Annotated in this window: 28 protein-coding genes; 15 read left to right on the top strand and 13 right to left on the bottom strand. The window is 60.9% G+C overall.

Translation table 11 applies throughout. The features are described from left to right. Window positions 1–101 precede the first annotated feature (101 nt). The 3 genes from ACFORG_RS09600 to ACFORG_RS09590 are packed head-to-tail and all read left to right on the top strand — an operon-like array spanning window position 102 to window position 2,902. Entirely contained in the window at window positions 102–944 is an 843-nt protein-coding gene (locus ACFORG_RS09600; protein ID WP_386735807.1) for a DMT family transporter, read from the top strand. Between the two features lie 39 nt (window positions 945–983). Then, window positions 984–1,757, top strand: a complete 774-nt coding sequence (locus tag ACFORG_RS09595; protein ID WP_386735203.1) for an esterase/lipase family protein — start codon at window positions 984–986, stop codon at window positions 1,755–1,757. Continuing rightward, complete coding sequence (locus ACFORG_RS09590; protein ID WP_386735202.1) at window positions 1,754–2,902, top strand: alpha-D-ribose 1-methylphosphonate 5-triphosphate diphosphatase; 1,149 nt, start codon at window positions 1,754–1,756, stop codon at window positions 2,900–2,902. Before ACFORG_RS09595 ends, ACFORG_RS09590 begins: the two co-directional genes overlap by 4 nt. Before the next feature lie 6 nt (window positions 2,903–2,908). On the opposite strand, the gene ACFORG_RS09585 is transcribed toward ACFORG_RS09590, so the two are convergent. The 3 genes from ACFORG_RS09585 to ACFORG_RS09575 all read right to left on the bottom strand — a co-directional run bounded on the left by ACFORG_RS09585 (window position 2,909) and on the right by ACFORG_RS09575 (window position 4,916). Beyond that, window positions 2,909–3,976, bottom strand: a complete 1,068-nt coding sequence (locus ACFORG_RS09585) for a 5-(carboxyamino)imidazole ribonucleotide synthase (RefSeq protein WP_386735201.1) — start codon at window positions 3,974–3,976, stop codon at window positions 2,909–2,911. Beyond that, window positions 3,969–4,457, bottom strand: a complete 489-nt coding sequence (gene purE / locus ACFORG_RS09580; protein WP_386735200.1) for a 5-(carboxyamino)imidazole ribonucleotide mutase — start codon at window positions 4,455–4,457, stop codon at window positions 3,969–3,971. Before purE ends, ACFORG_RS09585 begins: the two co-directional genes overlap by 8 nt. 234 nt (window positions 4,458–4,691) lie before the next feature. After that, complete coding sequence (locus tag ACFORG_RS09575) at window positions 4,692–4,916, bottom strand: YdcH family protein (protein WP_386735199.1); 225 nt, start codon at window positions 4,914–4,916, stop codon at window positions 4,692–4,694. A gap of 163 nt (window positions 4,917–5,079) precedes the next feature. Between ACFORG_RS09575 and ACFORG_RS09570 the strand changes: the two genes are divergently transcribed. The 4 genes from ACFORG_RS09570 to ACFORG_RS09555 all read left to right on the top strand — a co-directional run bounded on the left by ACFORG_RS09570 (window position 5,080) and on the right by ACFORG_RS09555 (window position 7,551). Then, complete coding sequence (locus ACFORG_RS09570; protein ID WP_386735198.1) at window positions 5,080–5,493, top strand: Hsp20 family protein; 414 nt, start codon at window positions 5,080–5,082, stop codon at window positions 5,491–5,493. Window positions 5,494–5,496: 3 nt separating this feature from the next. After that, window positions 5,497–5,721, top strand: coding sequence for a DUF1150 family protein (locus ACFORG_RS09565; protein WP_386735197.1), 225 nt, complete (start codon window positions 5,497–5,499; stop codon window positions 5,719–5,721). A gap of 79 nt (window positions 5,722–5,800) precedes the next feature. Next, a complete protein-coding gene (locus ACFORG_RS09560) occupies window positions 5,801–6,694 on the top strand; it encodes a PhzF family phenazine biosynthesis protein (protein WP_386735196.1) in 894 nt (297 codons plus the stop codon). Further along, on the top strand, window positions 6,691–7,551 hold the full coding sequence (locus tag ACFORG_RS09555) for a hypothetical protein (RefSeq protein ID WP_386735195.1): 861 nt from the start codon (window positions 6,691–6,693) through the stop codon (window positions 7,549–7,551). Before ACFORG_RS09560 ends, ACFORG_RS09555 begins: the two co-directional genes overlap by 4 nt. A 49-nt stretch (window positions 7,552–7,600) precedes the next feature. On the opposite strand, the gene ACFORG_RS09550 is transcribed toward ACFORG_RS09555, so the two are convergent. The 3 genes from ACFORG_RS09550 to trxB form a co-directional block, all read right to left on the bottom strand. Beyond that, window positions 7,601–9,319 carry a bifunctional sulfate adenylyltransferase/adenylylsulfate kinase gene (locus tag ACFORG_RS09550; RefSeq protein WP_386735194.1) on the bottom strand — a complete coding sequence of 573 codons (1,719 nt, stop codon included), beginning with the start codon at window positions 9,317–9,319 and terminating at the stop codon, window positions 7,601–7,603. Between the two features lie 133 nt (window positions 9,320–9,452). Beyond that, window positions 9,453–11,108 (bottom strand): adenylate/guanylate cyclase domain-containing protein, encoded by a 1,656-nt coding sequence (locus ACFORG_RS09545; protein WP_386735806.1) that lies wholly within the window; start codon window positions 11,106–11,108, stop codon window positions 9,453–9,455. A 136-nt stretch (window positions 11,109–11,244) separates the two neighbouring features. Next, window positions 11,245–12,261, bottom strand: coding sequence for a thioredoxin-disulfide reductase (gene trxB, locus ACFORG_RS09540; protein ID WP_386735193.1), 1,017 nt, complete (start codon window positions 12,259–12,261; stop codon window positions 11,245–11,247). A 238-nt stretch (window positions 12,262–12,499) separates the two neighbouring features. Between trxB and ACFORG_RS09535 the strand changes: the two genes are divergently transcribed. Further along, window positions 12,500–13,000, top strand: a complete 501-nt coding sequence (locus tag ACFORG_RS09535) for an Lrp/AsnC family transcriptional regulator (RefSeq protein ID WP_386735192.1) — start codon at window positions 12,500–12,502, stop codon at window positions 12,998–13,000. A 102-nt stretch (window positions 13,001–13,102) separates the two neighbouring features. Here ACFORG_RS09535 and ACFORG_RS09530 read toward each other — a convergent pair whose 3' ends face one another. From ACFORG_RS09530 to lgt, 5 genes are all read right to left on the bottom strand, one after another. Beyond that, window positions 13,103–13,885: a Hint domain-containing protein gene (locus ACFORG_RS09530; protein WP_386735191.1), complete on the bottom strand. Its 783-nt coding sequence runs from the start codon at window positions 13,883–13,885 to the stop codon at window positions 13,103–13,105. A gap of 351 nt (window positions 13,886–14,236) precedes the next feature. Then, window positions 14,237–14,380: a hypothetical protein gene (locus ACFORG_RS09525; RefSeq protein ID WP_386735190.1), complete on the bottom strand. Its 144-nt coding sequence runs from the start codon at window positions 14,378–14,380 to the stop codon at window positions 14,237–14,239. 263 nt (window positions 14,381–14,643) lie between these two features. Further along, window positions 14,644–15,399, bottom strand: a complete 756-nt coding sequence (gene pgeF / locus ACFORG_RS09520; RefSeq protein WP_386735189.1) for a peptidoglycan editing factor PgeF — start codon at window positions 15,397–15,399, stop codon at window positions 14,644–14,646. After that, a complete protein-coding gene (locus ACFORG_RS09515; RefSeq protein WP_386735188.1) occupies window positions 15,396–16,463 on the bottom strand; it encodes a class I SAM-dependent methyltransferase in 1,068 nt (355 codons plus the stop codon). Before ACFORG_RS09515 ends, pgeF begins: the two co-directional genes overlap by 4 nt. Beyond that, on the bottom strand, window positions 16,460–17,347 hold the full coding sequence (gene lgt / locus ACFORG_RS09510) for a prolipoprotein diacylglyceryl transferase (RefSeq protein ID WP_386735187.1): 888 nt from the start codon (window positions 17,345–17,347) through the stop codon (window positions 16,460–16,462). Before lgt ends, ACFORG_RS09515 begins: the two co-directional genes overlap by 4 nt. Before the next feature lie 95 nt (window positions 17,348–17,442). Here lgt and ACFORG_RS09505 point away from each other — a divergent pair, with 95 nt between their 5' ends. The 5 genes from ACFORG_RS09505 (at window position 17,443) to ACFORG_RS09485 (ending at window position 20,663) form a co-directional block, all read left to right on the top strand. Then, a complete protein-coding gene (locus tag ACFORG_RS09505) occupies window positions 17,443–17,718 on the top strand; it encodes an accessory factor UbiK family protein (protein WP_386735186.1) in 276 nt (91 codons plus the stop codon). A gap of 309 nt (window positions 17,719–18,027) precedes the next feature. Beyond that, window positions 18,028–18,528, top strand: a complete 501-nt coding sequence (locus tag ACFORG_RS09500) for a type III secretion system chaperone family protein (protein ID WP_386735185.1) — start codon at window positions 18,028–18,030, stop codon at window positions 18,526–18,528. Window positions 18,529–18,566: 38 nt separating this feature from the next. Next, window positions 18,567–19,382 carry a pyrroline-5-carboxylate reductase gene (proC, locus tag ACFORG_RS09495; protein ID WP_386735184.1) on the top strand — a complete coding sequence of 272 codons (816 nt, stop codon included), beginning with the start codon at window positions 18,567–18,569 and terminating at the stop codon, window positions 19,380–19,382. Then, on the top strand, window positions 19,375–19,713 hold the full coding sequence (locus tag ACFORG_RS09490; RefSeq protein WP_386735183.1) for a tRNA-binding protein: 339 nt from the start codon (window positions 19,375–19,377) through the stop codon (window positions 19,711–19,713). Before proC ends, ACFORG_RS09490 begins: the two co-directional genes overlap by 8 nt. A 23-nt stretch (window positions 19,714–19,736) precedes the next feature. Next, window positions 19,737–20,663: a 2-hydroxyacid dehydrogenase gene (locus ACFORG_RS09485; RefSeq protein WP_386735805.1), complete on the top strand. Its 927-nt coding sequence runs from the start codon at window positions 19,737–19,739 to the stop codon at window positions 20,661–20,663. Between the two features lie 29 nt (window positions 20,664–20,692). On the opposite strand, the gene ACFORG_RS09480 is transcribed toward ACFORG_RS09485, so the two are convergent. Beyond that, on the bottom strand, window positions 20,693–21,286 hold the full coding sequence (locus tag ACFORG_RS09480) for a thymidine kinase (RefSeq protein WP_386735804.1): 594 nt from the start codon (window positions 21,284–21,286) through the stop codon (window positions 20,693–20,695). Window positions 21,287–21,648: 362 nt separating this feature from the next. Here ACFORG_RS09480 and ACFORG_RS09475 point away from each other — a divergent pair, with 362 nt between their 5' ends. After that, window positions 21,649–22,107, top strand: coding sequence for a hypothetical protein (locus ACFORG_RS09475; protein ID WP_386735182.1), 459 nt, complete (start codon window positions 21,649–21,651; stop codon window positions 22,105–22,107). Window positions 22,108–22,125: 18 nt separating this feature from the next. Here ACFORG_RS09475 and ACFORG_RS09470 read toward each other — a convergent pair whose 3' ends face one another. After that, entirely contained in the window at window positions 22,126–23,250 is a 1,125-nt protein-coding gene (locus ACFORG_RS09470) for a beta-ketoacyl-ACP synthase III (protein ID WP_386735180.1), read from the bottom strand. Between the two features lie 207 nt (window positions 23,251–23,457). Here ACFORG_RS09470 and ACFORG_RS09465 point away from each other — a divergent pair, with 207 nt between their 5' ends. Then, complete coding sequence (locus tag ACFORG_RS09465; protein WP_386735179.1) at window positions 23,458–24,867, top strand: bifunctional enoyl-CoA hydratase/phosphate acetyltransferase; 1,410 nt, start codon at window positions 23,458–23,460, stop codon at window positions 24,865–24,867. Window positions 24,868–24,889 lie beyond the last annotated feature (22 nt).

Below are 24,889 nucleotides of genomic sequence, written 5' to 3'. Positions count from 1 at the left end.
TCGCCTCGAAGCCTAGCATGAAACATTTACCGGATGCATGCCGGTTTTCCGCATGCGCCAAGACGGTGGACAATGCCGGACCGGCCTGCCAAGCCTGCCACATGCGTCTTGTCCTTCTCACCGCTCTTACGATGTGTGCCTTCGCGGCGAACTCGGTTCTCAACCGGCTTGCGGTCGACAGCTCCGCCGCCGATCCCGGCGCCTTCGCTGCCCTGCGCGTTCTGGCCGGGGCAGTGATGCTGGCCGCGCTTGTCCTCTTGCGCGGCGGCACCATCCCGCTCGGCTCTCGCCGCCGCCTCGTCGGGGCGGGGTCGCTGACGCTTTACATGGTCGGTTTCTCGCTGGCCTACCTGTCACTTGATGCCGGGCTTGGCGCATTGATCTTGTTCGGGGTGGTACAAATCGGCATCTTTGCCGTCTCGGCGATGTACAAAACGGTGCAAACCCCCCGACAAATCCTTGGTGCGCTGGTTGCCTTTGCCGGTCTCGCCTGGGTTCTGTGGCCGGGCGCGGGGGCCGAGGCCGACCCGTTCGGCGCGCTTTGCATGACGCTCGCCGGGGCCGGGTGGGCGGCCTACACGCTTGCCGGACGTGCGGAACCTGACGCGCTTTCTGCCACTGCCGCGAACTTCGTGCTGGCATTTCCCCTTACCGCATTGGCCCTTGTGGTGGTCAACGCAGGCTGGAGCATGACTCCGTCCGGTGCTGGCCTTGCGATCCTCTCCGGCGCCGTCACCTCGGGACTGGGATATGCGCTCTGGTACCGTTTGGTACCCCGGCTGGCCGCTCCGGTGACCGCAACGGTACAACTCAGCGTTCCGGTGATCGCGCTCGCCAGCGGTTTGCTCTTTCTCGGCGAATCCGTTCCGCCCGCGCTGCTGGTCGGGGCGGTCGTGGTGCTCGGCGGCATCGCGCTCGCCTCTTTTCCGACGCGCCGGGGTTGAGGCTTTCGTCCGGGTGCCGGAAAGGCTATCGCAGGCGCCATGCGCCTGTTCCTCGCCCTGATCTTGACCTTCTTCGCGGCCCCGCTTCGTGCCGAGTGCGTGGTATTGTTGCACGGGCTGGCGCGCACCGATGCCTCTTTCACTGTCATGGAAGAGTTGCTGCGCGCGCGCGGTTACGAGGTCGTCGTGCCATTTTACCCTTCGACCGATCTTCCGATCCCGGAACTCGCGTTGGGAACCCTACCGACCGCGATGGAGAATTGCGAAACTAAACCCGTTCACTTCATTTCGCATTCCATGGGGGGGATTCTTCTGCGTTATTGGCTGCGTACCGGCCACCCCGAAGGGCTTGGACGGGTTGTCATGCTGGGGCCGCCCAACCAGGGCAGCGAACTGGTTGACGTTCTCGGCGACCTGGAGGTTTTTGGCCTGCTCAACGGTCCCGCCGGCATGGCGCTGGGAACCGGTGCTGCCAGCATTCCGCGGCACCTGCCGCCCGTGGATTTCGAGCTTGGCGTGATTGCCGGAGAGAACTCTCTGAACCCGGTGTTCTCTGCGATGATCGAGGGCCCGGACGATGGCAAGGTTTCGGTCGAGTCGACCAAGGTCGAAGGCATGGCCGATCACCTCGTTCTGCCTGTCACTCACACCTTCATGATGAACAACCCGCGTGTCATTGCGCAGGCGTTGCACTTCATCGAATTCGGGCATTTCAACCCCGACATCTCGTGGCTCGATTCGGTTTTCGGGGCGATCGAGCGGATCTGCGAAGGCGCCGATTGCAACGAACCCGTCTCGGAGACCAGCCGATGAGTGCGCTCGAACTGACATTCACGGGGGCGGAGGTTTTGCTGCCCGGCAAGGGGCTTGTCGACGCGCCCTTGTCGATTGCTCGCGGGCAGGTGACGGATGAGACGTATCGTGAGGTGAACCTGAGCGGTTTCTTGGTGCTGCCGGGTATCGTGGATCTGCATGGCGATGGGTTCGAACCGCATGTCGCCCCCCGTCGCGGGGTCATGAAGGCGACAGAAGAGGGGCTGATCGCGACCGAGGCAGAGATAGCCGCCAACGGAATCACCACGGCGGTTCTGGCGCAGTTCTACAGCTGGGAGGGCGGGCTTCGCGGGCCCGAATTCGCCGCACGGGTGTTCGAAGCGTTGGTCACAATGCGCGACGAGGTCGCCACGGACCTACGCGGGCAGTTGCGATTCGAAACCCATATGCTCGATCATTTCGAGGGGCTTAAACAGAAACTGCGAGATTGGGCGGTCGAGTACATCGTTTTCAACGACCACCTGCCGCATGACAGGCTAAGCCAAGGTCGCAAGCCGCCGCGTCTGGTGGGGCAGGCGCTCAAGGCTGGTCGTAACCCCGAGGCACATTTCGAGATGCTTCTGGATCTGCACGCCAAGGGGTCTGAGGTCGCGGCCGCGCTTGATACGCTTTGCACGGAACTGCTCGAGGATGGCGTATTGATGGGCAGTCATGATGATGGAACTGCGAAAACCCGAAACTACTGGCGCGAAAGAGGGGCGCGGATTTCCGAGTTTCCCGAAACGATCGAGGCTGCCGAGGCTGCGCGGTCAGGTGGGGATTTTATCGTGATGGGGGCACCTAATCTCGTACGAGGCGGATCGCACAAGGGAAATGTCAGCGCGCTGGATCTGGTGGCAATGGGATTGTGCGATGCTCTGGCTTCGGATTACCATTATCCCAGCCCGCGGCGCGCCGCGCTCATGCTTGCACAGACGGGTGTTTTGGATTTCGAAGCGGCCTGGGGCCTGGTCTCCTCGGGGCCAGCGGGTGCTTTGGGACTTTCGGACAGGGGAACACTGTCGCCGGGATTGCGTGCCGACATAGTGGTATTGGACAAGGAAAACGGCAGGGTGGCCGGCACTTTCGCGGGTGGCCGCGCCAGCTACCTTGCCGGTGATCTCGCCGCGCGGCTGATCGGCTAGCTTCGCTCAGCGCAGGATGCGGTTGACGTGACCCATCTTGCGGCCAGGCCGCGTTTCGGCCTTTCCATAAAGGTGCAGCGCGGTGTCAGCCTCTTTGGCAAGTTGCGGCACACGGTCCATATCGTCGCCGATCAGGTTTTCCATTACGACGTCGGCATGGCGCTGACCATCGCCCAACGGCCATCCGGCGACAGCGCGGATGTGCTGCTCGAACTGATCGACGGTGCAGCCATTTTGCGTCCAATGGCCGGAATTGTGCACCCGTGGTGCGATCTCGTTGACGATCAGCCCTTGGTTCGTGACGAATAGTTCGACACCCATCACGCCAACGTAGTCGAGCGCGTTCAGGATCTTGGCGGCCAGCAGAACGGCATCCGTGCGTTGCCCCGCTGTCAGTCGGGCCGGGACGGAAGTGGTGCGCAGGATACCGTCGCGATGCACGTTTTCGCCGGGATCGAAACATGCGACCTCTCCACCCGGGCCGCGGGCGGCGATGACCGAGACCTCGTGGCTGAAATCGACGAAACCTTCGAGGATTGCCTCGGCGCCTGCCATCGCTTCGAGCGCGCTGTCGGCATCTTCGAGCCCCTTCAGGCGAGCCTGCCCCTTGCCGTCATATCCGAAACGGCGCGTCTTTAGGATGGCGGGCGCACCGATTTCATCTAGCGCTGCCTTGAGGCCGTCTGCATCGCTGACCGCGGCAAAGGGGGCGGTTGCCAAACCCAGATCGCGCAGGAATTTCTTTTCGGTCAGCCGGTCCTGGCTCACCCTGAGGGCTTCACGCCCCGGTCTGATGGGACACTTCGTTTCCAGCAGGTCCAGCGAGGCTGTGGGGATGTTTTCGAACTCGTAGGTGATGACGTCGACAGCGTCGGCAAAGCGTTCCAGCGCCTGTTCATCGTCATACTCTGCCTGCAGGTGAAAATTCGCGACATGGCTGGCAGGGCAATCGCCACCCGGTTCCAGAATGCAGGTCTTGAAGCCAAGACGGGCCGCGGCGACCGACAGCATGCGGCCCAGCTGGCCACCACCGATGATACCGATCGTTGCACCGGGGGAAAGCGGCTCAGGCATCTCGAGGCTCCTGTGGAATGGATGCGGATAGGTCATGACGCCACGTGTCCAGCCGAGCGGCCAGATCTGCATCGTGCAGGGCAAGGATGCCGGCGGCCATCAACCCGGCATTGGCGGCGCCCGCGGCGCCTATGGCCATGGTCGCAACCGGATAGCCCTTGGGCATCTGCACGATCGAGTAGAGCGAATCCACGCCTGACAGCGCCTTGGTCTGCACCGGGACGCCGATCACAGGAATCCGCGTCTTGGACGCCATCATGCCGGGCAGGTGCGCGGCGCCGCCCGCGCCTGCGATGATCACGTGCAGGCCGCGCTCAACTGCCGCCTTGCCATAGTCCCAAAGACGGTCGGGTGTACGGTGCGCCGAGACGATTTTCGCTTCGTACTCAATGCCGAGCGTGTCGAGGATCTCGGCCGCTTCGCGTATGGTAGGCCAGTCCGATTGACTGCCCATGATGATCCCGACGCGTATCGCACCCATCTCAGTCTCCCCTGCGAAAGAGCGCGCACTATAGCCGCTGATCAGGGCGTGGCAAGGCAACAAACAGAGCGGGGTACTGCCAGAAGTAGCGCCGATGAAACAGGTTTACCGTACTGTCCAGCAAAGGTACGCCTTTGGAAGCGCAGGCGCGCAGCGTATAGAGTGACCTCCGATCCAAAACGGGAGGGCGACTGGGTTCACTGGTTTGGTGTTCAGGCAAACACCATCCGTCGATCAGGCGATGATGTCAGGTGTCAGCCGGTCCTCGATCAACGCGATCAGATCCTTCAGCCGCAACTTCTGTTTCTTGAGCCGCTTGATCGTAAGCTGGTCCGACGTGCCTTTTGCTTCGAGCGCCTCGATCGCCTCGTCGAGATCGCGGTGTTGGCGGCGGAACACTTCAAGTTCGGTGCGCAGCACATCGTCCGTTTTCATCGACAGATCCGTGGGAGCGTTCATGGCGACTCAACTCTTGTTTTTCGTGGTTTCGCCGCAGGATACGACTTCACGATGTTTTCGCCTAGACCTTGTGGTCGCGCAATGATCGCCCCATATTCCACTGGTGCGGTTGCCGGTTCGGGGCCGCCCAACACGTCGCTTTGAAGATGAAGGACGATTGACCGTGTCGAAACTGACCTTGGGATCCTATCCCCACCTGCTGGGCTTTGAGCAGCTTGAGCGTCTTTTGGAGCGCTCGGCGAAGTCCGGAAATGATGGCTATCCGCCCTACAATATCGAACAGACCTCGGAAACGTCGTACCGCATCACGCTGGCCGTGGCCGGGTTCGCCGAAGAAGACCTGTCGATCACCGTCGAAGATCGGCAACTCGTGATCCGTGGACGTCAGGCCGATGACAGTGAAGGCCGCGTGTTCCTGCACCGTGGAATCGCCGCTCGGCAGTTCCAGCGCATGTTCGTACTGGCGGACGGTGTCGAGGTTGGTGAAGCCGTGATGGAAAACGGCCTTCTCCATGTCGATCTGAGCCGCGCGGTACCCGATGCCGTGGTGCAAACGATCAACATAAGGAAAGGATAAGCCATGCATACGCCATATGAATTCAAAGAGGACGGTAGCCGCATCGTCTATGTCAAGACGGTGGACGTGGCCGATCTTCCCGACGAAGTGAGAACCCAGGCCGGCGATCTGGATCACCTCTATGCCGTTCACAACGCTGACGGTGAGCAGCTGGCGCTGGTCGCTGATCGTCGCCTCGCCTTTGTGCTGGCGCGGCAGCATGATCTGTCGCCTGTCGCGGTACACTGATCCATCGATCTTTGCGTGACTTTTCTGACCGCGGGCGCGATACCGGGTTCGCGGGCAGAACAGTGTGAGGCGCAAAAAAATGAGTTGGTTCGAATTCGATTGGGTGGATGCGTTCACCGACAAACCTTTCGGTGGAAATGGCTGTGCCGTCGTTCACAACGGGTCGAACCTGTCGGTCGAAACCTGTATGGCCTTCGTCCGTGAAACGTCGCTCGTGGAATGCACATTCGTCGGCCCGTCGGAGAGGGCGGACTTCCATGTGCGGTATTTCCTTGCGAGTCGCGAAATTCCGTTTGCCGGACACCCGACGATCGCCACGGTCGCATCCCTGCGGTCACGCGGTATGATTGCCGGGACCAGCCTGACGCTTGAAACCGGGGCAGGTATAGTGCCCGTCACCTTTCATGGCGACGAGATTGAGATGACACAGCGCGCGCCTGAGTTCGGGCGAGATGTTCCGGCCGAGGCCGTTGCGAAAGCCGTATCGCTCGACCCTCAGGATATCGCGGCGCCCCCGCAAATCGTGTCGACCGGTCTGCCGTTTTGCATCACCCTTCTGCGTGATCGTGCGGCCTTGGATCGCGCGCGCGTGGACATCGATGCTCTTGCAGCGCTTGCAACCGTTACAGGTGCCGGGGGAACCGACATGATCGAGCCTTTTCTCGTCACACTTGGCGGTGCGACCGAACGGGGTGATACCTATTCCCGTCTTATCCTGGCGCCGCCGAGCCCGACCGAGGATCCCTTCACCGGTTCGGCAACCGGAGCGATGGCCGCCTATCTTTGGCATCGGGGCTTGATGGAAGGTGACAGTTTCGTCGCCGAGCAGGGGCACGGGATGGGCCGTCCCGGTCAGGCGCGTGTAAGCCGACAGGGCCCCACCGATGCGATGACCGGTATCCGCGTCGCCGGAAAGGGCTTTGTCCTGATGCGGGGTGAGGTCGATCTGCCGGACAACGCGGGTTCGGCGTGAGCGGTCCGGCCGTCGCCGTTCTGCCGTATGGCCACCGACTTGGGCCGGACTTGGCTTCGCTGCCAGTGGCCGAACTTGTTTGGCCGCTGGGGTGTCCCGACCGGTTGTCGGGGGGGGTGGTCGGTGCGATGGACGCTGACGATCATCTGATCGTCTATCCCGACACATCGACGCATTTCCGGCTTCGCCGCGGCACGAAAGCGCGGATTTCGTTGTTGATGGCGGAACCGGCCGTTATCCATGGCAAGCATATCTCGTTGCTGCGCTTCACCTATCGCCGCTTTTGCCGTGTCCTGACCTTTCACCAGGCACTTGTCGATCGCTTGCCCAATGCCGTCTTTCTGCCGATGGGGACGACCTGGGTCCCGGAATGGCGCGAGGTCGACAAAACCAAGACTCGTACCTGTTCGCTCATTGCGTCGGCAAAACGCGACAGCGAAGGCCACAAGCTGCGCCATTCGATCGTGGACTGGGTGCGCCTAAACGGTCGACCGGTGGAGGTGCTCGGGCGCGGTTACACCCCTTTCGAGGCAAAGGCCGATGGTCTCGCTCCCTATCGCTATTCGGTCGTTATCGAGAATGTCCGTGAGCGAAACTACTTCTCCGAAAAACTCATCGATGCGATCCTGTGTGAAACCGTGCCGATCTATTGGGGGTGCCCGAACCTGGCCGATTTCATGCCGCTTGACGGGATTATCGAATGCAAGTCGCGACTCGACATCGAGACGGCCATCGGAAACATGAGCGAGGCGGATTTCGAATGCAGGCTGCCCGCGCTTCGTGCGCTGCAGCCGGTAGCCGATGATTATGCCAGATACGAGGAGCGCGCGGCTCGCGCTTTGCTGGCATCGCTGTAATTGAAAACGGCCCCGCAGGGGGCCGCTTCCGTCATCATTGGTTGGTCGATCACTTGGTGCCGATCAAGCCCATGCTTTCCAGCTTCAAAATCACCTGGTGGGCGCAGTTGTCCACATCCACATTCTCGGTCTCGACGCGCAGTTCGGGGTTCTCGGGCACGTCGTAGGGATCGGAGATTCCAGTGAATTCCTTGATCTTGCCTTCGCGTGCCAGCTTGTAGAGACCCTTGCGGTCACGGCGCTCGCATTCTTCGATCGAGGTGGCGACATGCACTTCGCAGAAGGCGCCGAACGCTTCGATGTCTTCGCGTACCGCGCGGCGGGTGCTGGCATAAGGGGCGATCGGCGCACAGATCGCGATCCCGCCATTCTTTGTGATCTCGGACGCGACATAGCCGATGCGGCGAATGTTCAGGTCACGGTGCTCTTTCGAGAAGCCCAGTTCGCTGGAGAGGTTCTTTCGCACGATGTCGCCATCGAGCAGCGTTACGGGACGGTCGCCCATCTCCATCAGCTTGACCATGAGCGCGTTGGCGATGGTCGACTTGCCAGACCCCGAGAAACCGGTGAAGAATACCGTGAAACCTTGCTGGCTGCGCGGCGGATACCGGTGGCGCAGTTCCGATACGACCTCGGGGAACGAGAACCATTCGGGGATCTCGAGACCTTCGCGCAGACGGCGGCGCAGTTCGGTGCCCGAAATGTTCAGGATGGTGACGTTGTCGCGATCCTCGATCTCGTCCATCGCCTCGTACTGCGCGCGTTCCTGCACATACACCATGTGTTTGAAATCGACCATCTCGATGCCGATCTCGTCTTGGTGCTGGCGGAACAGGTCCTGCGCGTCATAGGGGCCGTAGAAATCCTCGCCCTGGCTGTTCTTGCCCGGGCCGGCATGGTCACGGCCGACGATAAAATGGGTGCAGCCGTGGTTGCGGCGGATGATGCCGTGCCAGACGGCTTCGCGCGGGCCGGCCATGCGCATTGCAAGATTGAGCAGGCTCATCGAGGTGGTCGCGGCCGGATACTTGTCAAGCACCGCCTCGTAGCAGCGCACGCGGGTGAAGTGATCGACATCGCCGGGCTTCGTCATGCCGACGACCGGATGTATCAACAGGTTCGCCTGCGCTTCCTTGGCTGCGCGGAACGTCAACTCCTGATGCGCACGGTGGAGTGGGTTCCGCGTCTGAAAGGCCACCACGCGGCGCCAGCCGACCTTGCGGAAAAAGGCGCGCAATTCGTTCGGTGTGTCGCGACGTACGCGGAAATCATAGTGCACAGGCGGCTGGATTCCGGTAACGGGACCGCCGAGATAGACCTTTCCGGCCGTGTTGTGCAGGTAGTTCACCGCCGGGTGCGCCTCGTCGTCGGCACCGAACACCTTCTCCGCCTCACGCGCCTTGTCAGGGGTCCAGCGGTCGGTAACTGTCATCGTGGCAAGGATAACGCCTTCCTGATCCCGCAGAGCGATGTCCTGTCCCAGTTCGATGGATTCGGCGAACTTCTCGGACACGTCCAGCGTGATGGGCATCGGCCACAGGGTGCCGTCTGCCAGCCGCATGTTTTCGACGACGCTGTCGTAATCCTTCTCCGACAGGAACCCCTTGAGGGGGTTGAAGCCACCATTCATGAGAAGTTCGAGGTCGCAGATCTGGCGCGGGCTAAGGTCGTGGCTGACCAGTTCGGCCGCTTCGGCCTTCATCTTCTGGGCGCTGTCATAGGAAACGTAAAGCTCGGGGATCGGGGCAAGATTTGCCAACATCGTCATATTGAATCTCTCGAAACTTGAAATGAACCGCCGAGGGGCGGAGTGGTTGCGTCATATACACGAACGCGACCCAAGGTCTACCCGTCAGGGTGAAACAGGAACGCTCGTAGACGCCTGTCGCCGTAAGTTGGGATCATGTTTCGGCAGCGGTGTCCGCGGGCTCCGATTGTTCCTGTTGCACGAGGTTTTGCGCGGATCTCTTTTCCAGATCCGTTGCGCGAGAAAGGGGCAAGGCCATGAGCTTTTGCGAAACGCCGCGCAGGTCGAATGGGTGCAGGTCTTTTGGGTCGTAGTCAGCGCCGCCGACCTCGAGCACCCGATGCGACACGAGAAGCTCGACGCCAAGCTCCTTGGTCTCTCCCTCAAGACGGCTTGTCGCGTTCACCGTGTCACCGATGATGGTTCGGGGCGCATGTCCGGCGGCACCGATCTCACCCAGCACCACATTGCCCATGTGCAGACCCATCCCGATGCGGATTTCGGGATCGCCCTGATCTGCGAGCGAGGCATTGAACCTGTTCAACGCATGGCCCACAGCCACCGCAGCGGCGAGCCCCTGTTGTGCCGATAGGGCCGCATCCGGCCTGTCGAACACGGCCAGAAGGCCGTCGCCGAGATACTTGTCGACCGTTCCGCCGGCGCCGGTGATCGCGGGTACGATCGCATCAAAGAAGCGGTTGAGCAGGAAAACCACGTCATAGGGCAGTTGCCCCGTCGTTCGCGCCGTAAATCCGCGCATGTCGAGGAAAAGGATGGCAAGTTCCCGTTCCTGGCCCTGACTGGCATGCGCGCGTTTGCGAGCGCCATCGGGACGAAACACGCGATACACGGTCGTCGGCGCTTCGGGTCGGATCTGGCAGGCAAGTCGGGTTCCTGGGGGAGCCTTTACCGCCTTGAGGCTGCGCGCTTCGGTGGGACCAGGCTCGGCCAGGTGTTCGGCCCCTTCTTCGACGACGACACGGCAGGTGGTACACCGTCCTTTCCCGCCGCAGAGGGCAGTATGCGGCACCCCTTTCGCGCGGGACATTTCCAACAGCGTCAATCCACGCTCGGCCGTAATCACTGGGCCGTCTGCGTACTGGATCCGAACGGATCGCCGCCGACGCAACACGCGGCGGACCCCGAAACTCGCAAAGGTCAATCCAAGCAGGGCGGCAAACATCAGCAAACCTTGATCCTTGGTTGCAAAAAGTGCTCCGAAGGCTTCGGCGCTTGGCCAGTTGAACCGCTCCATCAGGGAGGCTTGATACGTTTCGGTTTGAAAATCGGAATAAATGCGGCGCCCCTCGACCATGAGGCCCGCGAGGGCAAAGCCGGGAACGAAAACGGCAAGGCCAATGGCCGTCGGAACGACACGGGGCCACCACCGCGTGAGGCGTAGCCACAGATGCAACCCGATGCACCCATGAATCCAGACCACCAGTAGCAGGGCGACCTGCATCCAGACGGCAACCGAACTCCACATGATGAGAATGACATAACTCATCTCGTCGTTCGTGTCGTAGACCGCGTGCGAATAACGCGTAAAGACGACATGCGTGATGAGTTGCAGCGGGATCAGCAGGCCGAGAACGGTTTGCCATGCTTCCGTGGCGCTCATTCTCAGGCTTCGGCGTCGGCCGAGGCGGACAAGTGCCAGGCCGCCGTGCAGGACGAGGGCGGAATAGAGCAAGGTGGTCCCTACGGCACTGCGGGTAAAGATCTGGCGGGCGTCCTGCATCTCCTCCATCCACCCGGGGGACAGCAGCCCCAGGCCGATATTGAGGAAGTGCAGGAAGGCATAAAGCATGAGGAACACGCCAGTCGCGATACGCGTCCGGGTGACCCAGCTTCCCTGCCACAAGATGCTCACATACACACTCCGCCGACGCGATTGCCAGCAGAGTGTGCAATCAGGTGCTGCCGCGTGGCAAGCACCTCTCCGCTCAGGCGGTTTCGGCCTTTGCCTCGCCTTCGGGCGCACCGTGGCCCAGCGGTTCGGTCGTGTCCCGCGCGAATGCGTCGCCGTGTTCAGCAAGGAAACGTTCGGCATCGAGCGCTGCCATGCAGCCCATACCTGCGCTTGTTACTGCCTGACGGTAGACATGATCGGTCAGGTCTCCCGCCGCGAACACGCCCGGGATCGTGGTTTCGGTCGAGCCCGGCTTGGTTTTGACGTAGCCGCCATGATGAAGCTCAAGCTGATCTTTGACCAGTTCATTTGCTGGGGCATGGCCAATAGCGACAAAGACGCCCTTGCAGGGGATCTCGGTCACCTCTCCGGTCTCGACATGTTTCACCCGTACGGCCTCGACGCCCAGGGGCGAGTCGGTGCCGACAACTTCGTCAAGGGTATGGAACCACAATGGCTCGATCTTGGGGTTCTTGCGCAAGCGTTCCTGCAGGATCATCTCGGCCCGCAGCTCGTCCCGCCGGTGGATGAGGGTGACCTTGGAGGCGAAATTGGTCAGGAACAGCGCCTCTTCGACAGCAGTGTTGCCCCCGCCGATCACAACGATCTCCTGCCCACGGTAGAAGAACCCGTCACAGGTTGCGCACGCCGAGACGCCGAAGCCCTTGAACTTCTCCTCGGAGGGCAGGCCCAACCACTTGGCGCGGGCCCCGGTGCACAGGATCACGGCGTCGGCGATATAGGTCGTGCCGCTATCACCCTTCGCGGTGAAGGGGCGCTTGGACAAATCCAGATCTGTGATGATGTCGCCGATGATTTCGCATCCCATCGCTTTGGCATGCGCTTCCATCCTGACCATCAGGTCGGGCCCCTGAACCTCGGTATCGCCCGGCCAGTTTTCGACTTCGGTCGTCGTGGTCAACTGCCCGCCGGGCTCGATGCCCTGAACAAGGATGGGCTCGAGCATCGCGCGCGAGGCGTATACCCCCGCTGTGTACCCCGCCGGCCCCGAACCGATGATCAGAACCTTGGTGTGACGTGTCTCGGCCATGATGCCCCCGAAAATTGCGTTTCGATGTGTCGTTTGTCGTCCGAGCACCGCATATAGACCCGACAACAGCGTTCTTGAAGCCCCAATGCGTGCGCCGCCGGGCGCCTTCACGAGGTAGTGTCTGACGTCGCCGAGAGATGTCCAGCGGGCTGCGCGCAAAAGAATCTTGCGGAGGCCTGAAAGATTATTGCGCGCAGAAAGGGCGCTGATATAACAACCGCAAAGATGGGAGCCCTTGATGGTCGCAACACGACTGGACGAAATCGATCGCAAGATCCTTGCCGAACTACAATCCGATGGCCGCATGACGAATGTGGAACTTGCAAAGCGCGTGGGAATATCCGCCCCGCCCTGCCTGCGTCGTGTTCGCACGCTTGAGGAATCAGGTCTGATCCGGGGGTATCATGCCGAGGTGAACGCGCGGGAGCTTGGCTTTGAAGTTCAGGTTTTCGCCATGGTCGGGCTGGACAGCCAGGCCGAAGTTGAATTGCGTGCCTTCGAGGAGCGGTGCCGCAGCTGGTCGTTGGTACGCGAGTGCCACATGCTGAATGGCGAGGTCGATTTCATACTGAAATGCGTGGCGCCGGACCTGAGCAGTTTTCAGAGTTTCCTGACCGGCACCCTTCTGACCACGCCCAACGTGGCCAGCGTAAAGACGTCTTTGGTCATTCGTGGCGCGAAAGACGAACCCGGGGTTCCTTTCGACGTGCTTGAGGAGAGGCTGAGCCGTTCGGCATGAGGCCGGCAGGCCCGTCCGGCGCAGGGTGCGAGGGAAGAACGAGGGTGACGAGAACGCTCGCCACCCAGCTCAGCAGGATCGACATGTCGTTTCCCCGGTTACTCAGGCAATCAGCTTGTCGATTTCGCCCTCACCGCCACGCGGCAGGATTTGCGGACCGAAATCGGTAAGCGTGTAGATATGCGGGAAGAGGTTGAGATAGAGTGAACGCATGGCGTGGCTGATCACGCGCACCGCATTGACGCCTGGGTGATAGGTTTCAAACTCCAGCCCGTCGACATTGATCAATGCATGTCGCCGCAGGCAGATGTGAAACAACTCGACCGGGGTCGGGGGCGCGGTTTCGATCACGCCCATGCCGTCGACGAGTTCCACCATGGGAACCAGCATTGGCTCACCGCCGGTCAGGTGACGCAAATGGGCTGGAGTGGCCTTAAGCCGGGCCGAGGGCCCTGCAATCACGCCCGATAGCGGGCGCTGCATGCCGAAACTGTCGGCCATGATACGGTAGAGGTGGTGGGTGCGGCCACGCTTGTCCGGGCGGCCTGGTACAAGGGTCGTCGACCCTTTCCAAAGTACCTCTTGGGCGGAGCCGTTGCCGGTGATCACACGATCACCCGGCAGCAAATCCTCGATCGCCATGGGGCCCTGGTCCGTTTCGATGAGAGATCCGCGCGAAAAAGCGCAAAATGCATTCTCGAATAACGGTAGTGCCGGGGCAATATGGCGGGTTTGAACAAACGTCCCGTCCTCCTGAAGTGAACTGACCTCATAGCGGCGAAGTTGCGGGCGTTGAGGCGCTCGCAAGGCGGCAGGGTCTTGGAGGATTGGACTCGTTTCGACAGCGTTGCGTGCCGCACGGGCAAGCGAATGGGGGATCGACATGACGTTACCGGCCCTTTCTTTCCGGGTCGTGTCCCAGTCGGCCCCCACCGACAACTCGGAACATTACACCTAAAAATCGTAACATATTTCCGCGACTTTTGCGTCAGGACCCTCGGAAAACCCGAAAATCGGGCGATCCGGCTATCAATCCGTGTTCAATAGGCGCGAGCGGTTCCTACTGTTTCTGCGAGGCCGGCAGGGCCGCCCACGCATGGCGCGAATCTACCCCTATGCAAAACCCGCCCCGCACGGCGCGGGGCGGGCTCCGTCTTTCCCGACCGGTCAGGGGCAGCGTCCGGTTTCGGGAACCTCGGGCAGCCGCGAGCAATGGCGGCCCTGGAATATTCTTGCTCAGGCTAGTTTCCGGCGTTGGGCCGACCTGCGCAGCAACTGCAGTTCAATTGCGTTGCGCTTGCCGCGCGCCCAGGGAAGGGTCGTGTCGCAGTCTTGTGCTGCTGCAATCACGGACTTGATGAATCGGGCCTTCGGTTTCATGTGTGTCTCCTGTCCTGCCTTGGCGGTGCGGGTCTGTGCCCGCTCGTTTTCGTCAAGGATTAGCATCGCGCCGGTTTGCGGCACCTCTGGGGCAGATCAAGGAAAAATTGCCGACAAAGCGTCACGACCGGCCAAAGCGGGTCACATTGAGCCACGTCCGGATTTTCACGCCATTTCGGTGAAATCGTTGGGGTTTTCGTGGGTCGCAAGCATAAGTTGCATCTGGAATGTGGCAAAATTGCGAAAAAGACAGCGGATGCGCGTCAAAGACGGATGGCCGAGATCAGCCTTCCATAGTCGGCTTCGCGGTTGTGGGTGCTGCGTCGATAGGAATAGAAGCGGCCCGGATCGGCATAGGTGCAGTGACGGATCCATTCTGCGGCATCTACACCAGCCGCGCGCAGCCGATGCAGCCCATAGCCGGGAAGGTCGAAAAGCATGCGATCGCCTTCTCCATTCGCAAAGAACCGGGCGTTTTCGCTGTCATCAGACATGAACTCGTCAAAGAACTCGGGGCCTACCTCGTAGTTTCGCTGAGAGATCGTAGGTCCGATCACGGCAACGATATGATCGCGGTTTGCCCCCATTTCTTCCATCGCGCTGATCGTCGAATCGAGGACACCGTCCATTGCGCCGCGCCAACCTGCATGGGCTGCGCCGATGACGCCGTTTTCCAGGTCGGCAAAAAGTACCGGCTGACAGTCGGCGGTCAGAACGCTGAGTGCGATTCCAGGCGTCGCCGTCACCATTGCATCCGCCGTGGGGCGTTCGTGTTCTGCGTCGGTAATCTTCACCACCTTTGAGGAATGGATTTGGTGAACGCCGACCAGAGAGGAGGCCTCCACTCCGATGGCCTTGGCGACCCGCTCGCGGTTGAGGGCGACGGCCTCGTTCTGATCCGAGGATCCGCGCCCGCAATTGAGGCCAGAGAAGATGCCAGACGATGCCCCGCCACGTCGGGTAAAGAACCCGTGGCGGATTGAAGAGAGCAGATCGGATGTCAGGATCTCAAGTGTCATGGCTCGAGCCCAGGCGGTGGATTGGCAGAGGCCGGGAACAGACCCAGCACCTTGAACAGTTGTCCCATATCATCCGGATGCGTCAACCGGCGATGTGCCTGTATCAGTTCATCGAGACGTTTACCTTCAAGACCTGCCGCCAATTGCCGGGCGCGCTCGGTGATGCCGAGGCGTTCTAGAAACACGCCCTGCGGCGTCAGCCTGCTATGGGCCGCGCCCGCCGTACGGGCGGTTTCAGCAAGCGGCTCGAAATCGACATGAGACGTCAGATCGGCCTGACCCGGATTGGCCAGGGGATCCGTGTACTCATGCCCGCGCATCGCCTGGAACGTATCGCCCAGTGACCGCCAGTCGCCATAGTCGACGACCAGCGCCGCACCGCCGTGATTTGCGATCTTTCGAGCGATGGTTTCAACAACTACCGGAGCAGAAGCCGCGATTTCGACCATGTCTCCTTCGGATGTGTCGGACAAACGATGTTCCAGTGCCGACTGAGGGACCTCGGCGCCCAGGCCGAACGTCAGCTGTCCGTCGCGTTCACCGACCAGACGTTCGCGCCATCCCGTGGAACTGCGCAGAAACTGGCGGATCGGCAGGGCATCGAAAAACTCGTTGGCGACAGCGAACAGAGGCAGGTCAGGCAGGTCGTCCGTCGTCTCGATCCATCGCGGCTGGTGGGGTGCGAGCGCTTGTGCCTGAGCCTCGCGCAGCATTGGAGAAACCTCGACAAGAACGATTTGCGCAGCTTCGACGAAGCCGGGCACGCGAGACGTCGCGCGGAGCACGTCGGCCATAAGCGTTCCGCGCCCGGGTCCAAGCTCGGCAAGACAGAAGAGCGAAGGGCTCCCCTGATCCATCCAAGCCTGTGCAAGGCAAAGCCCAAGAAGTTCCCCGAACATCTGGCTTATCTCGGGTGCCGTGACGAAATCTCCCTTGGTGCCAAACGGGTCCCGCGTCGTGTAATAGCCGTGTTCTGGATGCAGGAGGCACGTCGCCATGTACTCGGCAACACTCATGGGGCCGTCGGCCGCAATGCGATCCAGCAACACACGTAGCAGGCTCATGCCGTTCCTCGTCGCGCACGAGCGACAAAATACAGTCCAAGCAGGATCATCGGGACAGACAGGATTTGCCCCATCGTCAGGCCCCAGCCTCCGACATGCCATGCCAGACCGAGGGGGTTACCAGCCGACACGAATTGCGCATCCGCTTGGCGAAAGAACTCCACCAAGAACCGGGCCGCTCCGTAGCCGGCAAGAAAGACGCCAAGGATCAGGCCGGGGCGCTTGAATGCGCCGCGTCGATAGACAAGCCACAGCAAGACAACGCCAAGTATCAGGCCTTCAAGCGCTGCCTCGTAGAGTTGCGAGGGGTGGCGTGCGCACAGCCCGACCACGTCCGGACAATCCTGCGCGGCGGGTCCGGGAAAGATAACGGCCCAAGGCAGGTCCGACGGTCGCCCCCACAGTTCGGCATTGACGAAGTTTGCCAAACGTCCCAGCAGCAGGCCGGGCGGCACCGTGTGTGCGACAAGATCGGATATGGCGAGGCGCGGAACGTTATGTCGTGCGGCCCAGAGTAGGGTTGACAGCACCACGCCAAGCAGCCCGCCGTGGAAGGCCATTCCACCTTGCCAGACCTTGAGAATGTCGAGCGGGTTCGCGAGGTAGTATGCCGGCTGGTAGAAAAGAACGAATCCCAGCCTGCCGCCGAGGATCACGCCCAACACGATCCACGTCAGAAGATCCTCGACCTGTTCGGGGCGCATTGGCGGGTGATGGGCAGGCCACAAGGCAGGGCGTCGCAGCGCGGCCACGGCCATGCGCCAGGCAATGACGATACCGGCGATATAGGCCAGTGCGTACCAGCGTAGCGCAAACTCCATACCGCCGATGGAGATCGAGAAAAGCTCGGGTGAAAGATCGGGGAAGGGGATGACTGCCTGCATGTGCGTCTCCTTGCCCGCGCCGTAAGGGACAAGTCAACCTTGAGCCCACGGCGAAGCTCGCCCATATAGAGGGCAGCCAGACACGGGAGTATGACATGCAGACCCGAAACAAGATGTTCGACGATATCTCGCAGCTGATGACAAACGCGATGGGCGTTGCACAGGGCGCGCGGGAAGAAGCAGAGACCGCAATGAAATCGATGATCGACCGCTGGTTGGCCGATCGTGATTTCGTTACGCGCGAAGAGTTCGATGCCGTGCGGGCTATGGCTCAGAAAGCGCGTGAAGAAAATGCTGCACTCGAGGCCCGCATCAAGGCACTCGAGGCCAAGCATGATGCCTCGCCCAAGGTCGAAGACGGGTCTGCGTGAACGCAATCTGCCACTGATTTTATGGACTGAAGCGCCGCGCTTGGGCCTGCCCTTGCGCGGTGCACTACATTTTGCAGCCACACATTCTGGGCGCAAGCGAAAGCTTGATGACCTGCCGATATTTTGATCGGCGTGGCCAGTCGTCCACAACTTATTGCCGTTATCCCCAAAAATGGGGGTTGCCAGAGCGCCAGCCGACAAGCACCATATCTTGTACGGGCACGGGGGATCGCCCCGGTCTGTAGATCAGGCACCTAGCGCTGGGGGCGCTGCCAGCCCCAAGATGCTAGAGATCAGCGAGGTGGCATCATGGCCCTTTCAGAGCAGTATCTCGAAGAAGACATTCATCCCATCGATATCGTCGAGCATATCGCCGAGCATCATGACTGGGATTTCGACCGCATAGGCGACGACCAGATCGCCATGGCTGTCGAAGGGCAATGGCGCACCTACTCGATAACGCTGGCCTGGTCAGGCTATGACGAGACGCTTCGGATGGTCTGCACCTTCGAGATGGAGCCGCCGGAAGAAAGCCTTCCAGGGCTTTACGAACTTGTGAACGCGATGAACGACCAGTGCTGGGCCGGAGCCTTCACCTATTGGGCTGCCCAGAAGCTGATGGTTTACCGCTACGGTCTCGTCCTTTCGGGCGGCCAAGTCGCAAGTGCAGAACAGATCGATACGATGATCAATGCAGCCGTGCTCAGCGCTGAGCGTTATTATCCCGCGATCCAACTGATGGTCTGGGGCGGGCGCAGCGTTGCCGAGGCAATGCAGGTAGCCATTGCAGAGGCTTACGGCCGCGCTTAAACCTGTGCCCCGAACCTGTATCGAGGGGAGGGGCACCAATGAATTCAAGCCGGGTCGCAGAACAGGGGCTGGTCCTCCTCGGGTGCGGAAAGATGGGATCGGCCATGCTGTCAGGCTGGCTTGAGAACGGGTTGCCAGCCTCGTCGGTCTGGATTGTCGATCCCAACCCCTCCGACTGGGTAAAAGCACAGGGCGTACATCTGAACACCGCGCTGCCCAAGGCGCCTGCAATCGTCCTGATCGCGGTGAAACCTCAGATGATGGCCGATGCCTTGCCGGGCATTACGGATCTTGCGGGAGGGGGTACGCTTTTCCTTTCCGTCGCTGCGGGAACGCCGATCGCCACGTTTGAACGAATCTTGGGGGCCGAAACCCCGATTGTGCGAGCCATGCCGAACACGCCAGCGGCCGTCGGGCGCGGCATAACCGCTCTGGTCGGAAACGCCAGTACCAGCGAAGAGGATCTGGCCACGGCCGAGACTCTGCTGCAGGCCGTGGGGCAGACTGTGCGGCTGGATGCCGAAGAGCAGATGGACGCTGTAACCGGCGTCAGCGGGTCTGGCCCGGCCTACGTATTCCACCTGATCGAAACACTGGCTGCCGCCGGCGCGGCGCAGGGCTTGCCCGATGACTTGGCGATGCGCCTTGCTAAAGCGACCGTCGCGGGGGCAGGGGCTCTGGCCGAGGCGGCCGAAGAAAGCCCCGAACAGTTGCGGGTCAACGTCACTTCGCCGAACGGCACGACGCAAGCGGCGCTCGAGGAGTTGATGGATCCCGATACCGGATTTCCCCCGCTGTTGAAACGCGCAGTGGCTGCCGCCACAAACAGGTCCAAGGAATTGTCACATGGCTGAAATTTCATTCGACGACTTTCTAAAGGTCGATATCCGCGTCGGAGAAGTGATCCGCGCTGAACCGTTTCCCGAAGCGAGAAACCCCGCTATCAAGATGTGGATCGACTTCGGCCCCGAAATCGGCGAACGCAAAACCTCGGCCCAGGTTACGGTTCATTATGCGCCCGAAGACCTTGTCGGGAAACAGGTGATGGCCGTTGTGAACTTTCCGCCACGCCAGATCGGCAAGTTCATGTCCGAGGTTCTGGTCCTTGGACTTCCGGACGAAAATGGCGCAGTCGTTCTTGTCGGACCGGATGGCAAGGTACCGGTCGGGGGGCGGATGCATTGACGCGTCTTCTTGTTGCAAGGCCGATGACGCATGCGGTCGAAACGCGCGCCAAGGCCGAGTTCGATACCGAGATCCGGCAAAGCAACGCCCCGATGACCGCAGACGAAATGTCCCAAGCTTTGCAGGACTTCGATGCTGTCATTCCAAGTCTTGGGGATGCGTTCTCACCAGCGGTGTTCGATGCGGCTGGTGATATCCGCTGCAAGCTGCTGGCCAATTTCGGTGTGGGCTACAATCATATCGACGTGAACGCTGCCAAGGCCGCCGGTGTTGCGGTGACGAACACGCCGGGAGCGGTGACGGACGCCACGGCCGATATTGCCATGACCCTTCTGTTGATGAGTGCGCGCCGTGCTGCGGAGGGAGAGCGCCTTGTTCGCTCCGGACAATGGGAAGGTTGGCATCCGACGCAGATGCTGGGCCTGCACGTGACCGGAAAGCATGTCGGCATAGTCGGGCTGGGGCGGATCGGCGAGGCGATCGCGCGGCGATGCCATTTCGGATTTGGCATGACCGTCAGCTACATTGCACGCAGTGAGAAATCTCCGGGTTTTCCTGTGCAGCGCATCCAAAGCGTGGCGGCCATGGCTGCCGAGGTCGATTTCCTGGTGATAGCGGTGCCGGGAGGGGCCGAGACACGGCATCTTGTCGACGCAAACGTGTTGGCGGCAATGAAGCCGACGGGGCATCTCGTGAACATTGCTCGTGGGGAAGTCGTGGACGAAGAAGCGCTGATTTCGGCACTCGAAACCGGGGCGCTGGGCGGCGCCGGGCTGGATGTTTACGAGTTCGAACCAGAAGTGCCAGCGCGATTGCGGGGCCTCGAGAACGTTACTCTGCTTCCGCATCTGGGAACGGCCGCGGAAGAAGTCCGTAGCGCGATGGGCCACATGGCCTTGGACAACGTCAGCGCTCAACAGGATGGGCGGCCATTGCCCAACCCTGTCTGATCAGTCTCGAAGGCAATAGAGCCGGTCGCTTACTGGTCCGCGGGGGCGTCTCCCATCGCTTCGCGCCAGTGGCGGCGGCAGAGCGAGACATAGGTTTCATTCCCGCCAATCTGTACCTGCGCACCTTCGTTGACGGCGCGACCGTCGCCGTCAAGCCGGATGACCATTGTTGCCTTGCGCCCGCACCGGCAAATGGTCCGGACCTCGCGCATTTCGTCCGACAAGGCGAGCAAAGCGGCCGAACCGGGAAAGAGCTGACCCCGAAAATCCACGCGCAGACCGTAGCAGAGCACGGGAATATCCAGATCATCGACGACGCGTGCGAGCTGCCAGACCTGAGTCTCTGACAGAAACTGCGCTTCGTCTACAAAGACGCAGGCCACGGGCCCCTTGTCGAGGCGAATACGGATCATCGAAAAGACATCGTCTTCGGCAGTGAAACTGTCCGCCTCGGCCCCGATCCCGATGCGCGAGGCAATCCGTCCACGGCCCGCCCGGCCGTCGATGGCGGCGGTCAGAAGATAGGTTTCCATCCCGCGTTCACGGTAATTGTGCGACGCCTGAAGCAGCACCGTCGACTTGCCGGCATTCATGGTGGAGTAGTTGAAGTAGAGTTTCGCCATGCAGGCGGAATAGACCGCGTCAGTGACTTGGACAAGTCCGTGTAGCCTGTTCAGCAAGTTGCGCCGTCATTGCGTGTCAGGGCCGGGCCAAGGCCCTTGGGGATGGCGCCTGAACACGCAACAACGGCGGGTGTGCCAAAATACGACACAAGCCAATACGGCGAACAATGCTGCCGCAAGGTCAACTGGAAACAGGGCAGAGAATATTGCCACTCACTCACGGTTGGTACCCCTTGTATAGCCAAGGGATAGACGTAGTTTCGCAATTGGATTAACAGGTTAAAATGGGAAATTTCCCGGCGCATTCCCCATCCGGCCGCGTTGGGCCGAGCAGATTGAGAACAAGTTCAGGAGAGTAATTCATGGCCGATTTCGGGGCGTATCTGAAGAAGCACACCGAAGCCTTGGTAAAAGATGTGGGGATAGAAGCCGCCTGTGCTTTGACGGGCAAGTCAAAGGCCACGCTGGGGCGCTATTATTCCGACAACGACGAACACGCGGACCGGTTCATCCCGGTTGATGCTGTTGCCAAACTGGAGCAGGCCGCCACCTATCCCCATGTCACTTCGGCGCTGGCCGAACTCAAGAACATCACGCTATCCTATGACAGACGCAACAGCACCAAGGAGCGCTCTGGCGGGGTAAATGCCGATGTCATCGCACTAAGCCAGCGCTTTGCCATGCTTATGACCGAATACCAGGCCGCGATCGAAGACGGGATCATCACGGTGAACGAGGCCAAGCGCCTGCTCCGTGAAACCGTTCAGCTACAGCAGGTTCTGATCGACATGAAATTGCATCTGGAAGAGGAAAGCACCTAAGTCAGGTGCCCAGTCCCGTCAGGCGTGGCGCCGCAAGATCACCGACCCCACCGAGTACCCGGCACCGAATGAACAGATGATGCCCAGTTCGCCCTCTTCAAGGTCGGTTGAGTTCTGCGAAAATGCGATGATCGAACCGGCTGAGGACGTATTGGCGTAATCCTGAAGGATGTTGGGCTGTTCTTCCGGTTCGGGCACACGGCCCAGCACCTTGCGCCCGATGAAATCGTTCATCGACTTGTTCGCCTGATGAAGCCACAGACGCTTCAGGTCGGATCCTGCGATCTGGATTTCGGCCATGTGATCGGCGATATGGTCGCTGACCATCGGAACGACCTCTTTGAAGACTTTCCGGCCGTTCTGCATGAACTGCATGTCACGGCGATCGGCCAGCCCGTCCGGGCGGGTACGACGAAGGAAGCCGTTGTTGTTTCGGATGTTGTTCGAGAACTGTGTGGCGCAACGCGTTGACAGTATCTCGAAATGTGGCCCTTGAGCGTCCTCGATCCTTTCGATCAGCGTTGCGGTGGCGACGTCACCGAAAATGAAGTGACAATCTCGGTCCCGCCACTCGAGGTGACCGGAGCAGATCTCGGGATTGACGACCAGTGCGGCGCGAACAGAGCCAGAGCGCACCATGTCAGCCGCAGCCTGAATCCCGAAGGTCGCCGACGAACAGGCGACGTTCATGTCGAATCCGAAACCCTTGATGCCCAAAGCCTGCTGGATCTCGATGGCAATGGCGGGATAGGCGCGCTCGTGGTTAGACGCGGCGCAAATCACGAGGTCGACTTCCTCTGCAGTTCGACCGGCTTGCGCCAGTGCCTTGTTGCAGGCGTCGATCGCCATCTCGGTCATAATGCCGGGCTCCTCGTCGCTGCGTTGGCGCAGCAGGGGATGCATCACCTCAGGGTCCAGGATACCGGATTTGTCCATCACATAGCGCTGCTCGATCCCGCTGGCCTTGACGATGAACTCTTCGGAAGAGTGCTGCATCGGTTCCATCTCGCCGCGCTCGATCGCATCGGCGTTCTTGGCGTTTTGCAGATCGGCATAGGCGTTGAACGCCACGACAAGCTCGGCGTTCGTGATGGATTTCTCGGGGGTGAAGACCCCGCTTCCGGTTATGGCTGGCGTATACATTTCGGGCTTTCTCAAAGACTGCCGGATTTGCCCAAATTGCAGGCGGAGGTTCAACAGTACAAGGGTGGATTTCCTTGCGTCAACTTGGTGATCTCAGCGAAATCCCATGCATTACGGCAAATTACGGCGTATCGTCCTCACGCGCGGTTACAAGCCTGTCACATCGCCGGGATAAGTCCGCGCACATGTCGCACAAGGTGGGGATCGATGCAGTATATCGAGAACAGAACGCTGGATGAAATCCGGCCCGGTGACAGCGCGGAACTGACGCGAACGCTGACGACCGAAGATATCGACCTGTTTGCCGCGATGTCGGGCGATGTGAACCCGGCCCATGTAGATCCCGATTATGCCCGCGACGACGTTTTTCACAAGGTCGTGGCGCACGGCATGTGGGGCGGGGCGCTGATATCGAATTTGCTGGGTACCGAGTTGCCGGGGCCGGGAACGATCTACAAGACGCAGTCGCTGGAATTCCTGCGGCCCGTGGGCGTCGGTGACACGGTGACGGTACGCGTCACCGTACGGGAAAAGGACGAGGAGCGATCGGAGGTCATCCTCGACTGCGAATGCAGCACGGATGCGGGGCAGGTCATAACCGGCGAGGCGCGCGTGATCGCGCCGCGGGAAAAGGTGCGCCGCCCGCGCGCAGCCCTTCCGGAGATACGGATGCATCGGGCAGGCGCGGGATACGAGGCGCTGATTGAGCGAACCGCCGCGCTGGACCCGATCCGGACGGCGGTCGTACATCCCTGCGATGCAACCTCGCTGGAAGGCGCGTTCGCGGCCCGGGACAGGGGCTTGATCGAGCCCATCCTCGTGGGACCGCCAGCCCGCATCGCGGAGGCTGCCGAAGAGGCCGGATTGCAATTGTCCGGTGTCGAAATCGTTGCAGTTCCGCATAGTCACGCCGCAGCCGAACGTGCCGTCGAAATGGTGCGTGAAGGCGCTGCCGAAGCTCTGATGAAGGGAGCCTTGCACACAGACGAAGTGATGGCGGCAGTCGTGGATGCCCGCACCGGTTTGAGAACCGAGCGCCGGATGAGCCACATCTTCGTGATGGACGTGCCAAGCTATCCGAAACCGCTCTTGATTACCGATGCGGCGATCAACATCTTTCCGGATCTCGAAACCAAAGCCGACATTGTTCGCAACGCGGTGGGTCTGTGTCACGCGCTGGGCATCGATCGACCGAAAGTGGCGATCCTGTCGGCGGTCGAAACGGTCAATCACAAGATCCCGTCAACCGTGGAGGCGGCTGCCCTGTGCAAGATGGCCGACCGCGGACAGATCAAAGGAGGCGATCTGGATGGGCCGCTGGCGTTCGACAACGCGATCTCGATAGCCGCTGCCGAGACGAAGGGGATAGATGGACCCGTCGCAGGACAGGCGGATGTGCTGGTTGCCCCCGACCTGGAGGCGGGCAACATGATTGCAAAGCAGCTTTCGTATCTCGCTGGAGCGGACAGCTCGGGGATCGTTCTGGGCGCAAGGGTGCCGATCATGCTGACCAGCCGGGCCGATGGGATCATGTCGCGCGTGGCTTCGGCCGCTCTGGCGCAGCTTTATGTTCGCCACCGCGACAATGCGGCCCCGGGAACGCTGAAAAAAACCTGATGCATAGAGGTAACCCGACTGC

The organism is Lutimaribacter marinistellae (assembly GCF_042648365.1).
Classification (GTDB): Bacteria; Pseudomonadota; Alphaproteobacteria; order Rhodobacterales; family Rhodobacteraceae; genus Lutimaribacter_A; species Lutimaribacter_A marinistellae.
Note: the sequence above shows the minus strand (reverse complement) of the source record. Positions and strands in the feature narration are given on the sequence as shown.

What these genes read in the sequence shown, in the direction of transcription:
- ACFORG_RS09600 (WP_386735807.1), top strand. Translation starts at nt 102, where the DNA reads ATGCGTCTTGTCCTTCTCACCGCTCTTACGATGTGTGCCTTCGCGGCG.
- ACFORG_RS09595 (WP_386735203.1), top strand. Translation starts at nt 984, where the DNA reads ATGCGCCTGTTCCTCGCCCTGATCTTGACCTTCTTCGCGGCCCCGCTT.
- ACFORG_RS09590 (WP_386735202.1), top strand. Translation starts at nt 1,754, where the DNA reads ATGAGTGCGCTCGAACTGACATTCACGGGGGCGGAGGTTTTGCTGCCC.
- ACFORG_RS09585 (WP_386735201.1), bottom strand. Translation starts at nt 3,976, where the DNA reads ATGCCTGAGCCGCTTTCCCCCGGTGCAACGATCGGTATCATCGGTGGT.
- purE (WP_386735200.1), bottom strand. Translation starts at nt 4,457, where the DNA reads ATGGGTGCGATACGCGTCGGGATCATCATGGGCAGTCAATCGGACTGG.
- ACFORG_RS09575 (WP_386735199.1), bottom strand. Translation starts at nt 4,916, where the DNA reads ATGAACGCTCCCACGGATCTGTCGATGAAAACGGACGATGTGCTGCGC.
- ACFORG_RS09565 (WP_386735197.1), top strand. Translation starts at nt 5,497, where the DNA reads ATGCATACGCCATATGAATTCAAAGAGGACGGTAGCCGCATCGTCTAT.
- ACFORG_RS09560 (WP_386735196.1), top strand. Translation starts at nt 5,801, where the DNA reads ATGAGTTGGTTCGAATTCGATTGGGTGGATGCGTTCACCGACAAACCT.
- ACFORG_RS09550 (WP_386735194.1), bottom strand. Translation starts at nt 9,319, where the DNA reads ATGACGATGTTGGCAAATCTTGCCCCGATCCCCGAGCTTTACGTTTCC.
- ACFORG_RS09545 (WP_386735806.1), bottom strand. Translation starts at nt 11,108, where the DNA reads ATGCTTTATGCCTTCCTGCACTTCCTCAATATCGGCCTGGGGCTGCTG.
- trxB (WP_386735193.1), bottom strand. Translation starts at nt 12,261, where the DNA reads ATGGCCGAGACACGTCACACCAAGGTTCTGATCATCGGTTCGGGGCCG.
- ACFORG_RS09535 (WP_386735192.1), top strand. Translation starts at nt 12,500, where the DNA reads ATGGTCGCAACACGACTGGACGAAATCGATCGCAAGATCCTTGCCGAA.
- ACFORG_RS09530 (WP_386735191.1), bottom strand. Translation starts at nt 13,885, where the DNA reads ATGTCGATCCCCCATTCGCTTGCCCGTGCGGCACGCAACGCTGTCGAA.
- ACFORG_RS09525 (WP_386735190.1), bottom strand. Translation starts at nt 14,380, where the DNA reads ATGAAACCGAAGGCCCGATTCATCAAGTCCGTGATTGCAGCAGCACAA.
- pgeF (WP_386735189.1), bottom strand. Translation starts at nt 15,399, where the DNA reads ATGACACTTGAGATCCTGACATCCGATCTGCTCTCTTCAATCCGCCAC.
- ACFORG_RS09515 (WP_386735188.1), bottom strand. Translation starts at nt 16,463, where the DNA reads ATGAGCCTGCTACGTGTGTTGCTGGATCGCATTGCGGCCGACGGCCCC.
- lgt (WP_386735187.1), bottom strand. Translation starts at nt 17,347, where the DNA reads ATGCAGGCAGTCATCCCCTTCCCCGATCTTTCACCCGAGCTTTTCTCG.
- ACFORG_RS09505 (WP_386735186.1), top strand. Translation starts at nt 17,443, where the DNA reads ATGCAGACCCGAAACAAGATGTTCGACGATATCTCGCAGCTGATGACA.
- ACFORG_RS09500 (WP_386735185.1), top strand. Translation starts at nt 18,028, where the DNA reads ATGGCCCTTTCAGAGCAGTATCTCGAAGAAGACATTCATCCCATCGAT.
- proC (WP_386735184.1), top strand. Translation starts at nt 18,567, where the DNA reads ATGAATTCAAGCCGGGTCGCAGAACAGGGGCTGGTCCTCCTCGGGTGC.
- ACFORG_RS09490 (WP_386735183.1), top strand. Translation starts at nt 19,375, where the DNA reads ATGGCTGAAATTTCATTCGACGACTTTCTAAAGGTCGATATCCGCGTC.
- ACFORG_RS09485 (WP_386735805.1), top strand. Translation starts at nt 19,737, where the DNA reads ATGACGCATGCGGTCGAAACGCGCGCCAAGGCCGAGTTCGATACCGAG.
- ACFORG_RS09480 (WP_386735804.1), bottom strand. Translation starts at nt 21,286, where the DNA reads ATGGCGAAACTCTACTTCAACTACTCCACCATGAATGCCGGCAAGTCG.
- ACFORG_RS09475 (WP_386735182.1), top strand. Translation starts at nt 21,649, where the DNA reads ATGGCCGATTTCGGGGCGTATCTGAAGAAGCACACCGAAGCCTTGGTA.
- ACFORG_RS09470 (WP_386735180.1), bottom strand. Translation starts at nt 23,250, where the DNA reads ATGTATACGCCAGCCATAACCGGAAGCGGGGTCTTCACCCCCGAGAAA.
- ACFORG_RS09465 (WP_386735179.1), top strand. Translation starts at nt 23,458, where the DNA reads ATGCAGTATATCGAGAACAGAACGCTGGATGAAATCCGGCCCGGTGAC.